Source organism: Streptomyces changanensis (assembly GCF_024600715.1).
Classification (GTDB): Bacteria; Actinomycetota; Actinomycetes; order Streptomycetales; family Streptomycetaceae; genus Streptomyces; species Streptomyces changanensis.
The window spans coordinates 4,293,947-4,306,580 of record NZ_CP102332.1 but is presented as its reverse complement, the minus strand read 5'-3'; the positions used below and the strand labels follow the sequence as shown (position 1 = coordinate 4,306,580).

The 12,634-nt window shown below is 74.4% G+C and carries 12 protein-coding genes; 5 read left to right on the top strand and 7 right to left on the bottom strand.

Translation table 11 applies throughout. From position 1 onward, the window contains the following. Window positions 1–110: 110 nt before the first annotated feature. Window positions 111–665, top strand: a complete 555-nt coding sequence (locus NRO40_RS19280) for a peroxiredoxin (RefSeq protein ID WP_058944945.1) — start codon at window positions 111–113, stop codon at window positions 663–665. A 23-nt stretch (window positions 666–688) separates the two neighbouring features. After that, on the top strand, window positions 689–1,222 hold the full coding sequence (locus NRO40_RS19275) for an alkyl hydroperoxide reductase (RefSeq protein WP_058944946.1): 534 nt from the start codon (window positions 689–691) through the stop codon (window positions 1,220–1,222). A gap of 73 nt (window positions 1,223–1,295) precedes the next feature. On the opposite strand, the gene NRO40_RS19270 is transcribed toward NRO40_RS19275, so the two are convergent. The 5 genes from NRO40_RS19270 to NRO40_RS19250 form a co-directional block, all read right to left on the bottom strand. Beyond that, complete coding sequence (locus tag NRO40_RS19270) at window positions 1,296–2,195, bottom strand: hypothetical protein (protein WP_058944947.1); 900 nt, start codon at window positions 2,193–2,195, stop codon at window positions 1,296–1,298. Then, window positions 2,192–3,760, bottom strand: coding sequence for an AI-2E family transporter (locus NRO40_RS19265; protein ID WP_058944948.1), 1,569 nt, complete (start codon window positions 3,758–3,760; stop codon window positions 2,192–2,194). Before NRO40_RS19265 ends, NRO40_RS19270 begins: the two co-directional genes overlap by 4 nt. Window positions 3,761–3,871: 111 nt before the next feature. Next, entirely contained in the window at window positions 3,872–4,582 is a 711-nt protein-coding gene (locus tag NRO40_RS19260) for an aggregation-promoting factor C-terminal-like domain-containing protein (protein WP_058944949.1), read from the bottom strand. 403 nt (window positions 4,583–4,985) lie between these two features. Beyond that, window positions 4,986–6,308, bottom strand: a complete 1,323-nt coding sequence (locus NRO40_RS19255; protein ID WP_107115241.1) for a PhoH family protein — start codon at window positions 6,306–6,308, stop codon at window positions 4,986–4,988. A 645-nt stretch (window positions 6,309–6,953) separates the two neighbouring features. Next, window positions 6,954–7,715, bottom strand: coding sequence for an isoprenyl transferase (locus NRO40_RS19250; RefSeq protein ID WP_058941531.1), 762 nt, complete (start codon window positions 7,713–7,715; stop codon window positions 6,954–6,956). A 114-nt stretch (window positions 7,716–7,829) separates the two neighbouring features. Here NRO40_RS19250 and mgrA point away from each other — a divergent pair, with 114 nt between their 5' ends. Continuing rightward, window positions 7,830–8,867: an L-glyceraldehyde 3-phosphate reductase gene (gene mgrA / locus NRO40_RS19245; RefSeq protein WP_058941530.1), complete on the top strand. Its 1,038-nt coding sequence runs from the start codon at window positions 7,830–7,832 to the stop codon at window positions 8,865–8,867. A gap of 335 nt (window positions 8,868–9,202) precedes the next feature. On the opposite strand, the gene NRO40_RS19240 is transcribed toward mgrA, so the two are convergent. Further along, window positions 9,203–10,009: a prepilin peptidase gene (locus tag NRO40_RS19240; protein ID WP_058941529.1), complete on the bottom strand. Its 807-nt coding sequence runs from the start codon at window positions 10,007–10,009 to the stop codon at window positions 9,203–9,205. 320 nt (window positions 10,010–10,329) lie between these two features. On the opposite strand from NRO40_RS19240, the gene NRO40_RS19235 reads away from it, so the two are divergent. Further along, entirely contained in the window at window positions 10,330–10,770 is a 441-nt protein-coding gene (locus NRO40_RS19235; RefSeq protein ID WP_058941542.1) for a DUF192 domain-containing protein, read from the top strand. Here NRO40_RS19235 and NRO40_RS19230 read toward each other — a convergent pair. Further along, entirely contained in the window at window positions 10,731–11,867 is a 1,137-nt protein-coding gene (locus NRO40_RS19230) for a mannosyltransferase family protein (protein WP_058941528.1), read from the bottom strand. The two genes, NRO40_RS19235 and NRO40_RS19230, sit on opposite strands and share 40 nt — an antisense overlap. Window positions 11,868–12,065: 198 nt before the next feature. Here NRO40_RS19230 and NRO40_RS19225 point away from each other — a divergent pair, with 198 nt between their 5' ends. Next, complete coding sequence (locus NRO40_RS19225) at window positions 12,066–12,632, top strand: hypothetical protein (protein ID WP_058941527.1); 567 nt, start codon at window positions 12,066–12,068, stop codon at window positions 12,630–12,632. Window positions 12,633–12,634 lie beyond the last annotated feature (2 nt).

Below are 12,634 nucleotides of genomic sequence, written 5' to 3'. Positions count from 1 at the left end.
CGCGACCCAGTCTAGCTATTTCCCTGATCAATGCACGCCGTGCCATGCTGGCGATCGTCCAACCCCCACGGATGACCCCACAAGGGAAATCCCCGCCACTAGGAGAGCGTGTGCTCACTGTCGGTGACCAGTTCCCCACGTACGACCTCACCGCTTGTGTGTCGCTGGAGAGCGGCAAGGAGTTCGAGCAGATCGACCACAAGTCCTACGAGGGCAAGTGGCGTGTGGTGTTCTTCTGGCCGAAGGACTTCACCTTCGTCTGCCCGACCGAGATCGCCGCGTTCGGCAAGCTGAACGACGAGTTCGCGGACCGCGACGCGCAGGTCCTCGGCGTCTCCGGCGACTCGGAGTTCGTGCACCACGCCTGGCGCAAGGACCACGACGACCTGCGTGACCTGCCCTTCCCGATGCTCGCCGACTCCAAGCACGAGCTGATGCGCGCGTGCGGCGTCGAGGGCGAGGACGGCTTCGCGCAGCGCGCCGTCTTCATCGTCGACCCGAACAACGAGATCCAGTTCGCCATGGTGACCGCCGGCTCCGTCGGCCGGAACCCCAAGGAGGTCCTGCGGGTCCTGGACGCCCTGCAGACCGACGAGCTGTGCCCCTGCAACTGGAGCAAGGGCGACGAGACCCTTGACCCGGTCGCGCTGCTGGCCGGCGAGTGACCAACCGGAACGGGTGAACCACCATGTCCCTTGACGCCCTGAAGTCCGCCGTACCGGACTACGCGAAGGACCTGAAGCTGAACCTCGGCTCGGTCATCGGCAACAGCGACCTCCCGCAGCAGCAGCTGTGGGGCACCGTCCTCGCCTGCGCGATCGCCTCGCGCTCGCCGAAGGTGCTGGCGGAGCTGGAGCCGGAGGCCCGGGAGAACCTCAAGCCCGAGGCGTACACGGCGGCCAAGTCCGCCGCCGCCATCATGGCGATGAACAACGTCTTCTACCGCACGCGCCACCTGCTCTCCGACCCGGAGTACGGCACGATGCGCGCCGGTCTGCGGATGAACGTCATCGGCAACCCGGGCGTGGAGAAGGTCGACTTCGAGCTGTGGTCGCTCGCCGTCTCCGCGATCAACGGCTGCGGCCAGTGCCTCGACTCGCACGAGCAGGTGCTGCGCAAGGCCGGCGTGGCGCGCGAGACGATCCAGGAGGCGTTCAAGATCGCCGCGGTGATCCAGGCGGTCGGCGCGACGCTGGACGCGGAAGCGGTGCTCGCCGAGTAATCGCCGCACGACGCGACGTGGAGGAGGGCCCCACCGGCAGCGGATGCCGGTGGGGCCCTTCTCCGTCGTGTGCTCAGTCGGCGCCGGGGGTCGGCACGGACGAGGGCTGGATCCCCTCCGGGGGCGCGCCGCGCAGCACCTCCATCAGCTTCCGCATGTCCTCCACCATGGGCCCCTTCACGTCGGTGAGCGCGGGGACCTCCTGCTCGTCGGGCGACTCGTGGTCCTCCCCGTCCAGGTCGTACTCGTGGACCAGGCTGACGGAGAGGCCGAGGACGGTGTGCCCGTCCAGCACGACGAGGTCGGCGTACGACGCGCCGTCGCCGAAGTACGCCTGCTCCCCGAGTCCCACCACCGGCTGCGGCTCGGGCCCCTCGTCGAGCAGCGACTGGCGCTCCTTCGCGTCGAACTCGGCGCCCGGGTCGACCTGCCGGTGCAGCTCGTAGCGGATCGTCACCTCGTACGTCGTGGGCTGTTCGCCGAGCTGGACGGAGCAGTACGCGCGGTCGAGCGCCGGGTGCCGGGTGGAGTCGTCGCTGGTGGTCGCGCCGCGTTTGCCGTAGGCGGCGACGAGGGAGGAGAGCGGTGCCTCGGCGCACAGCCCGTCGGTGGCCCGGTAGCCGCCGAGGTCCGGGCCGCGGTCGAGCGCCTGGTGGACGGCGAGCCCGCCGCCCCACACGACGGAGGCGACCAGGGCCCCGCCGAGCGCCCAGGGCCAGGGCCGGCCGCGCGGGTCGCGGACGCCGGCGGCCGGGGCGTCGCCCGCCGGGACCCGTGGCCCGCCGCCGGGACCGCCGGACGGCGGGCCACCGACGCCTCCGCCGCCGCCCGCGTACGGCCCGGCGGCCCCCGCCCGGGGAGCCGACGCGCCGGTGTACGGCCCGGCGGCGCCGCTGCCGGGCGCTCGGGCGCCGGGGTCGGGGCCGCGGACCGGTTCCCCGTCGTCGTCGAGCAGTTCGAGGTCGGATATCACGAGCGGTCCGAGGGGTCGGCACGGTCCGAGGGGTCGGTCCGGTCCGAGGGGTCGGTCCGGTCCGAGGGGTCGGTCCGGTCCGAGGGGTCGGTCCGGTCGGCGGGGTCGGCGGCGGGACCGGGGGGCGTCGGGGGTGCCGGCCGCGACTCCGCCCCCGACCCGGGCACGGGCGCGGGGGCGGGGGTCGCCGCGGCGCTCGCGGTCGCCGTCGCGGTCGCGCCGTGCGGCGCGGGCAGCCGGCGCAGGGCCTGTTCCTCGCTGTACGCGCGGAGGTAGACGACGACGGTGTTGGTGACGGCGACCAGGGGCACGGCGACGACCGCACCGCCGATGCCGGCGACGAGACCGCCCGTGGCGACCGTCAGGACGACGGCGAGGGGGTGCACCCGTACGGCCCGGCCGAGGATGAACGGCTGGAGGACGTGCCCCTCGATCTGCTGCACGGCCAGCACCACCAGGAGCACCATCAGCGCGGTGAACACGCCGTTGGTGACGAGGGCGACGACCACGGCGAGGGCACCGGAGATGACCGCGCCGACCAGCGGGATGAAGGCGAAGAGGAAGATGAACACGCCCAGCGGCACCGCGAGCGGCACGTCGAGGAAGTAGATGCCGAGACCGATGAAGATCGCGTCGATGAGCGCGACGATCACCGTGCCGCGGACGTACGCGGTGAGGGTGCGCCAGGCGCGCGGCCCGGCCCCGGCGACGCCCGCCCGGGCCTGGGCGGGCATCAGCCGCAGGGTCCACTCCCACACCTTCCGCCCGTCGTAGAGGAGGAAGAGGGTCGAGAACATCGCCAGCAGCATCCCGGTGAGCACCTCGACCATGACGGTGACGCCGGTGAGGCCCGCGGAGGTGATCTCCTCGGTGTTGGTGCCGATGGTGTCGCTGAGGTTCTCGGCGATCTCGTTGATCTGGCTCTCGGTCACGTGGAACGGGCTGTCCAGCGCCCAGCGCTTCAGCTCCTCGATGCCGTCCCGCACGCGCGCGGAGACGTCACCGAGGTTGTCCATGACCTGCCACACGACGAACCAGCCGACCAGCCCCATGATGACGAAGCCGGTGACGGCCGTGACGGCGGTGGCGACGCCGCGCGGCAGTCCGGTCCGCCGCAGCCGGGCGACGGTCGGCTGGAGCAGCGCGGTGATGAGGAGCGCGGCCACGAAGGCGAGCACGACCAGCTGCACCGCGCTGATGATCTTCATCAGCACCCACAGGGTGCCCGCGAGGACGAGCAGCCGCCAGCCGGCCTCGGCGGCGACGCGCACGCCCCACGGCACGGCGTCCGCGGGGTCGGGGCGGGCGGCGACGGCCGGCGCGTACGCCGGCGGCGCGGGGACGATCCCGGGGGTGGGGGCGTCCTCGCCGGGTCCGCCGGCGCCCGCCGCGGTCCCGGCTCCGGGGCCCGGCGCGCCGCGCCGCATGCCCGACGGGCCGGTGGGGGGTACGCCGCCGGGGCCGTCGGCCTCCGCCTCGGCCCGTTCGCGACGCTCTTCCAGCTGCCGCCCCATACGGCTCAGTCCGGCACCCAGCCGGCCGAGCCACCCTGGCACTCTCGACATGTTCTTCCCTTTTCCCCCACCACTCCCCCGGAGTTCCGGTTCCCCGACGGTACACGCACAAAGCCCCTCACCGAAGGACGGTGAGGGGCTCCGTGATGTCGGGGGCCGGCGTCAGTACCAGTGGTTGGCCTGCCAGAACGACCAGGCGCCGCAGGGGCTGCCGTAGCGCTCGTTCATGTAGTTGAGGCCCCACTTGATCTGGGTGGCCGGGTTGGTCCGCCAGTCGGCGCCCGCGGAGGCCATCTTGGAGCCGGGGAGCGCCTGGACCAGGCCGTACGCGCCCGAGGACGGGTTTTGCGCACGGTAGTTCCAGGTGGACTCGTGGTCCACGATGTTGCTGAAGCACTGGAACTGGCCGCCCGGCACCATCTGGCGTGCCATGGCCTGCACTTCGGCGACGGAGTACGAGGACTGGGCGGCGAAGCTGGAGGCGTCGCGGACGGCGTCGCGGTCGGCCCGCTCGCGGGCTTCCTCGCGCTCCTTCTCCGCCTTCTCCTTCTCGGCCTTCTCCTTCTCGGCGGCGGCCTTCTTCGCCTCGGCGTCCTTGGCGGCCTGGAGGCGCGCGGCCTCCCAGGCGGACTGCTGGGCGGCGGTGTCCGCGGCGGCGGCCTGCGCCTCCGCCTGCTGCGTCAGGGACGCGACCTGTACCTGGGCCTGCTCGCCGGCGGGGATGTCCGCCAGGAGCGTGGCGTCGGCGGCGGTCGCCTCGAACTTCTCCGGGGCCGCCTGCGGGTTGCCCGCGGCGACGCCGACGACGGCGCCGACAGTGGTGACCGCGGTGGCCGACGCCACCGCGAATCCCCGGACCGAGATCCGGCTCACACGGTTTCCTTCCAGCATCGCCCGCACGGGTGACCTCGCGGGCGCGATCGTGCCCCTGACACTGGTCCCCCACTCACTGGGTCACGGGGGACACGGGCCCGGTGGGCGACTCCCCTGCGGGAGCGCCGCGTGGTGCTCGGGCGGCATACGGCGGACGGCTGTTGAGTTGTGACCGCCACGGATCCGTGAGGATGTGGCTGTGCCGTATGCGGGGCCTGACGGAAGCAAGACTCTGCCGGAAGCGCTCGGCGGGTGGCAATTCCTCGCCGCGTGTGAAAGCTCACACCCCGCCCGTCACAGGAGTTTTGACGAAAGGGGCGCGCGACGCGGAGCCGCCCGGCTAAGCTCTCGCGCTCCGCCGGGCGGCCCCAACTCCGTTGGGTGATGGTCGGCTGGGATACGGTCAGATATGTCCGTCTTCCAGCATTTCGGTCACCAACGCGGCGATCTGCGAGCGCTCCGACCGGGTGAGCGTGACGTGCGCGAAGAGCGGATGACCCTTCAGCTTCTCGACGACGGCGACGACTCCGTCGTACCGCCCGACGCGCAGGTTGTCCCGCTGGGCGACGTCGTGGGTGAGCACCACGCGGGAGTTCGCCCCGATCCTGGAGAGCACGGTCAGCAGGACGTTGCGCTCCAGGGACTGCGCCTCGTCGACGATGACGAAGGCGTCGTGGAGGGAGCGGCCCCGAATGTGCGTCAGGGGCAGGACCTCCAGCATGTTGCGGGCGGTGATCTCCTCGATGACCTCGCGGGAGGTGACGGCGGAGAGCGTGTCGAACACCGCCTGCGCCCACGGGCTCATCTTCTCGGCCTCGCTGCCCGGCAGGTAGCCGAGTTCCTGCCCGCCCACGGCGTACAGGGGCCGGAAGACCATGACCTTCTGGTGCTGGCGGCGCTCCAGGACCGCTTCGAGGCCGGCGCACAGCGCCAGCGCGGACTTGCCGGTGCCGGCTCTGCCGCCGAGCGACACGATGCCCACGTCCGGGTCGAGCAGCAGGTCCAGTGCGATGCGCTGCTCGGCGCTGCGGCCCCGGAGGCCGAACGCCTCCCGGTCGCCCCGCACCAGCCGCACCGCTCCGTCGGGTGTGGTCCGGCCGAGCGCCTTGCCGCGCGCCGACTGGAGGACCAGCCCGGTGTGCACGGGCAGCCCGGCCGTCTCGGGCAGCTCCAGCGTCTCCTGCGCGTAGAGCAGGTCGACCTGTTCGGCGGAGAGCGGCACGTCGCACATGCCGGTCCAGCCGGACTCGGTGATGGCCAGCTCAGCCCGGTACTCCTCGGCGAGGAGGCCGACGGAGGACGCCTTGATCCGCAGCGGGAGGTCCTTGGAGACGACGGTGACGTCGTACCCCTCGGCCTGGAGGTTGCGCGCCACGGCGAGGATCCGCGAGTCGTTGTCCCCGAGCCGGTAACCGGCCGGGAGGACGCCCGGGTCCGAGTGGTTGAGCTCCACCCGCAGGGACCCTCCGAGGTCGCCGACCGGGATGGGGGCGTCGAGGCGGCCGTACCGGACGCGCATGTCGTCCAGCAGCCGCAGCGCCTGGCGGGCGAAGTAGCCCAGCTCGGGGTGGTGCCTCTTGGCCTCCAGCTCCGTCACCACCACGATCGGCAGCACGACCTCGTGCTCCTCGAAGCGGGACATGGCGTTGGGGTCGGCCAGCAGGACGCTGGTGTCGAGTACGTAGGTGCGCCGGTCGTTCATACGGCGCTTGGTGCTGGTCACCACGGAAGGACAGACCCCCTCTGTTAGAGGCACGTGAGGTCGGTTGCGACTGCGGTGGCGTCGCGGGGGGATGGACCGGGCTCGGGCCACGATGCGCGGGGCCGCGACACCGGCCCTCGGTCGTCCTGGTGCAAAGGGCCTCCCGGGTGAGCGGGCTTCGTACCGCTCACTCTCGCAAGGGATATGCCCTTCTCGCCGCCCCACCATGCCAGGAGAGCCCTTGGCATATGACACCCCGTCCGGCGGCCGGCCTCGACCGGCCTCGACCGGCCGCGGACGGTCGTCGGTTCGGGGCGTCGGGGGGCGGGGCGCGCCGACGACGGGCGGCGGGCGGCGGCTCGCCGGGGGCGCGTTTGGGGCGCGGGGGCGGGTGTCGGCGCGGGGGCGGGCGCCGGCGCGGCGGCGGCCCACCGAGGGTGCGGCCCTGGCGGGGGCGCGGCCGGGGTGGGCGCGCGGCGGGGGGGGTGGGCGCGGCCGGGGCGCGGCCCGGGGTGGGCGCGGGGCCGTTGCCGGGAGCCGTTACGGGAGCCGGGCGGCCGGGCCGCTGCCGGGAGCCGTGTGGGGTCCGGGTGCGGGGCCCCGGGCGCAGGGCCGCCCGGCGGGAGGGCGAGGCGTACGGGGTGAGGCGGCGTACGGGGTGGCGCGGGGTCAGGTGCCGTAGCGGCGGTGGCGGGCGGCGTAGTCGCGCAGCGCGCGGAGGAAGTCGACCTTGCGGAAGGCCGGCCAGTGGACCTCGCAGAAGTAGTACTCGGAGTGCGCGCTCTGCCAGAGCATGAAGCCGGAGAGGCGCTGCTCGCCGCTGGTGCGGATCACCAGGTCCGGGTCGGGCTGGCCGCGCGTGTACAGGTGCTCCGCGATCATGTCGATGTCGACGACCTCGGCGAGCTCCTCGAAGGAGGTGCCCCGCTCGGCGTGGTCCAGCAGCAGCGAGCGGACCGCGTCGGCGATCTCCTGCCGGCCGCCGTAGCCGACGGCGACGTTGACGAGTATCCCGTCGATGTGCCGCGTCGCCTCCTGGGCCTCCTTCAGGACCGCCTGGGTGCGCTGCGGCAGCAGGTCCATGGTGCCCACGTGGTGGACGCGCCAGCGGCCGTCCGAGGCGATGGTCCGGACCGCGTCCTCGATGATGCCGAGGAGCGGCACGAGCTGCGCCTCGGGCCGGTTGAGGTTGTCGGTGGACAGCATCCAGAGCGTGACGACCTCGACGTCCGTCTCCGCGCACCAGCCGAGCAATTCCATGATCTTGCTGGCGCCGGCCTTGTGGCCCTGCTCGGGCGTGCCGCCGGACGCCTTCGCCCAGCGGCGGTTGCCGTCGAGGATGACGCCGATGTGCTTGGGCACCTGGGCGTGGTCGAGGCGGCCCTCCACCCGGCGCGCGTAGAGCCCGTACACCAGGTCGCGCAAGTTCACCGATCCCACCTCTCGCCTACGGGGCAGCGGACGCCCCGGAGCCCGCCACATTACTGGGCCCGGCGGACGACGGCCCAACCCAGGTGTGTCACAACTCCGTGATAGGGAGAAAGCATGTCCGCATCCCCCGTGCACCGCGCCGCCGACGACCGGTACGACTCCATGGAGTACCGCCGCACCGGCCGCAGCGGCCTCAAGCTCCCCGCCGTCTCCCTGGGCCTCTGGCACAACTTCGGCGACGACCGCACCCTGGAGTCCCAGCGCGCCATCCTGCGCCGCGCGTTCGACCTGGGCGTCACGCACTTCGACCTGGCCAACAACTACGGCCCGCCGCCCGGCTCCGCCGAGCTGAACTTCGGCAAGATCTTCGCGCAGGACTTCCGCCCGTACCGGGACGAGCTGGTCGTCTCCACGAAGGCCGGGTACCTCATGCACCCCGGTCCGTACGGCGAGTGGGGCTCCCGCAAGTACCTGCTCTCCTCGCTCGACGCCTCGCTCCGGCGGATGGGCCTGGAGTACGTCGACATCTTCTACTCGCACCGCTTCGACCCGCACACGCCGCTCGAGGAGACCATGGGCGCGCTCGCCACCGCCGTGCGGCAGGGCAAGGCGCTGTACGCGGGCGTCTCGTCGTACTCCGGCGAGCAGACGGTCGAGGCGGCCCGGCTGCTGCGCGAGATGGGCGTCCCGGCGCTGATCCACCAGCCGTCCTACTCGATGATCAACCGGTGGACGGAGGAGGACGGCCTCCTCGACACGCTGGAGGCCGAGGGGATGGGCTGCATCGCGTTCGCGCCGCTGGCGCAGGGACTGCTCACGGACAAGTACCTGAAGGGCGTCCCGGAGGGTTCGCGGGCCTCGCTCGGCAAGTCGCTGGACCCCGGCCTGCTCTCCGAGGAGGTCGTACGGCGGCTGCACGGCCTCGACGGGATCGCGCGGCGGCGCGGCCAGTCCCTGGCGCAGCTGGCGCTGACGTGGGTGCTGCGCGACGAGCGGATGACGTCCGCGCTGATCGGCGCGTCCAGCGTGGGGCAGCTGGAGCAGAACGTCGCGGCGCTCGGGGGGCCGGCCCTCACCGAGGAGGAGCTGCGGGAGATCGACTCGTACGCCGTCGACACCGAGGGCGTCAACATCTGGGCCGCGCGGGGCTGACCGGCGCGGCCCGACCGGCCGCCGAGCGGTAGGGGCCCCGCGGGGGCGTCGGGCTCGGCGGCCGGGGCGGGGGCAGAGAAAACGGGCCGGTCCGTGGGGGGGATACGGACCGGCCCGAGGGGGGGTTTCCACCATAACCCTTCATAAGTCGTGGCGCGCGCCACGACATGCCGCCACTACGCTCCGGAAACGCCCGGTCGCGCTCCGGGCATGGTCCGGGGTGGTGCGGAGCCCGGTGGGGAGGCCCGGCGTGTCCTCCCCAGGGGGGACCCCACGGCCGGGGCCCAGGGTTGACGCTCCGGGGGTTGGGGGGGGTGGGGCGTGATGGGCGGGCCTCAGCGGTGGGCGAGGGCGCCGAGGAGGACGCCGAGCAGCGCACCGCCGAGCATGAACGGACCGAAGGGGATCGCGGTCCGGCGGTGCGCGCGCCGCAGCACGACGAGGCCGAGCCCGTACAGGGCACCGAGGGCGAACCCGGCGAACGCGCCCGCCAGCAGCACGTCCCAGCCGTACCAGCCGAGCGCGCAGCCCAGCGGGAGGGCGAGCTTCACGTCCCCGAGGCCCATGCCGTTCGGGTTCACCAGGAACAGCGCGAGGTACGCCGCGCCGAGCACGAGCCCGCCGAGGACGGCCGTCCGCCACGAGCCGGCGGTGCCGGGCAGCGGCGCGGCGGCGGCGAGGAGCACCGGCACGGCCGCGGCGAGCGGCAGGGTGAGGGGGTCGGGGAGGCGGTGCACCCGCCGGTCGACCACCGCGAGGAGCAGGGCGACCGGCACGGTGAGCAGCCACACGGCCAGCTCCGGCCGGTGACCGGTCGCGGCGGCGAGGGCGGCGCAGGCGGCGGCGCCCACGACGGGCGGGACGACCGCCGGGCGGGTACGCGGTCGGGACCGGTCGGTGGGGGGCGGTGGTGGGGGCGCCGCGCCGGGCGGGGCGGTGGCGGGACGGGCGGCGGGGGCGCAGACGGGACAGTGGGCGGGGCCGAGCCAGCCGCGCGGGCCGGGGGCGTACGGGTGCCCGGCGGGGCAGGCGGCGTGCCAGGGCTGGTCCGGTTCGACGGCGAGCCGGTACGCGGCGCGCTGCACGAGCACCCCCGCGACGGCCCCCCACAGGGCGGCGGCGACGATCAGGGTGACGTCCACAGGGCCGACCTTAGTGGGGGATGCCGGGTGGATGTCGTGAGCAGGTCATGGGGCCGGGCCGGTTCAGGCGGGGACGGCGGGGGCGCTCCGGGGGCGTGTTCGCGGCGGGGCGGGGGTCCGGTGGGCGGGGCCGGGGGCGTGTTTTCGGTGGGGAGATGGTCCGGGGCGTGCTTCCGGCGGGGCGGGGGGTCCGGGGGGTTTCGGCGGTGGGGCGTGGCAGGGGCGTTCCGGGGGCTTCCGGCGGGGGGCGGTGGCGGGGGTGTTCCAGGTGGCTTGCGGCGGTGGGGGTGGGCGAGGCGGTGGGGTCGTACCGTTCGGGCATGGCGAAGTGGCGGGACGGGACGGGCATCCTCAGGGTCGTGGAGGGCGGCAGCGCCGGGAGCGGGGGCGGGAACAGGGACGGGGACGGGGACGCGGGTGTCCCGGTGGAGGTCGCGGCGACGTACCGGGCGCGGGCGCGGGGGCTGCTGGGCCGGGACGGGATCGACGGGGCGATGCTGCTGACGCCGTGCGGCAGCGTGCACACCTTCCGGATGCGGTTCGCCATCGACGTGGCGTACCTCCGGCGTGATCTCACGGTCCTCGCGGTCGTGCCGGGGATGCGGCCCGGGCGGCTGGGGCTGCCCCGGATGCGCGCCCGGCACGTGCTGGAGGCGGAGGCCGGGGCGATGGAGCGGTGGGGCGTGCGGCCGGGCGTGCGGCTCGCCGTGGACCCGTCCGGTCAGGGCGGGCCGGGGCCGAGCAGCGCGAACGCCCCGTAGGCCGCGGACGCCGCCGCGAGGACGGCGAGGACGGCCGCCGCGTACCGGTCGCGGAGCCGGGCGAGCGCGACGGCGGCGGGGAGCAGCAGCGGGAACGCCGGCATGATCAGGCGGGGCCGGGAGCCGAAGTAGGCGGCGCCGACGAGCGACACCGCGACGACGGCCAGGGTGTAGACGAGGACGGGCAGCGGCTGCCGCTGCCGCACGCACAGCCACACGGCCCAGCCGAGGACCGCGAACGCCGCGAGGAGGCCCACGCCCGCGAGCGGCTGGGGGCCGGTCAGCTGCCCCCACGTGAACCGGGCGAGGGCCGCGCCGCCGTCGATGCTGTTGCCCCAGGCGGCCTGGACGTCGAAGTACGCGGTGGGGCTGCCGACCCGCACGGCGACGTACACGACGTACGCCAGCCAGCCCAGCGGTGCGAGCAGCACGCCCGCGACGAGCCCGGGGGTGACGCGCCGCTCGCGGACCACGGTGGCCAGCGCGGTCACGCCGACCGCCGCGACGACCGCGACGGCGGACGGTCGGGTCAGCCCGGCCAGCGCGGCGAGGGCCCCGGCGGCGACCCAGCGGCCGCGCAGCACGGCGTACAAGGCCCAAGCGGCGAGCGCCGTGAACAGCGTCTCCGTGTACGCCATGGACTGGACGAACGCGGTCGGGTACACACCCCACAGCACGGCCAGCACGATCCCGGCGCGCCGCCCCGCGAGGTGGGAGCCCACCGCGTGGATGCCCCAGGCGGCGGCGAGCGACGCGACCCAGGCGACGACGAGCCCGGCGCCGGCGGCGGTGAGCGGCAGCACGTCGGACAGGGCCCGTTCGAGGGCGGGGAGGAGCGGGAAGAACGCCAGGTCGGAGTGGACGCTGCCGTCGGGAAGGACGGTCTCGTACCCGTATCCGTGCTCGGCGACGCGGACGTACCAGACGGCGTCCCAACGGCCCGACAGGCGGTGCCAGGGGTCCTCTCCGGCCGCCGCTGCGGCGACGAGGAGGACGGCGACACCGGCCAGGCGCGCCGCCGCGTACCCCAGCAGGGCGGGGGCGGCGGAGGCGAGGCGGTGCGGTCTTGCCGGCCGATCGGGGGGGTCCAGGAGCACTGGCCGATTATGCCGCCGGGGGTGCGGGGGCGGGCGGGGTCGGTGGTGTGAGGTACGTCCCGGCGAGGCGGGGAGGTGGGCCGGGGTGGGGTCGGGGGGCCCGGGGCGGGGCGGAGGGCTGTCGTCCGGTGGGGGCCGGCTGGTTGGGTCGGGGGCGGGGCGCGTCGACGACCGGTCGGCCGCCGGGGAGGGGGACCGATGCGTGCGCGGGCGATGACCGTGGTGGTGGCGATGGTGGTGACGGGGGCGGGCCTGTCGGCCGCCGGGTGCACGGCGGGCGGGGACGCGGGTGCGGGCGGGGAGGGAGTCTCCGCGAGGAAGCGGCCCTCGCCGGTGGCGGAGTCGCCGGGCGGGCGGTCGGAGCCGCCCCGGCCAGAGGCGTCCCGGTCCGGGAAGCCCCTGCCGCAGGTGCCCCGGCCGGAGGTGCGGGAGGGGCACCGGCAGGTCGCGGCGGGTGGTCCGCGGCGGGGCCACGGTCACCTGGGGACGGTCCGGTTGCCCCCGGGCGTGACCTGGGTGGACGTGAACTGCCTGGCGGATCCCGGTGCGCCCCCGTCGCCCCGGGTCCGGATCACCGTCGGCACCGGCATGTCCTGGTCCTTCACCTGCGGCGGGAAGGGCGACGGCGACGGGAGCGGGGACGCGGTGCACCGGCAGGCCACACAGATGGAGGTCTCCAGCACCGGTGGGGGTGCCGTCGAGGTCGAGGCGCCGGCGACCGTCCAGTGGAGCGCGAGCGTCCAGGTGGCGGTGCCGGGCGCCTGACG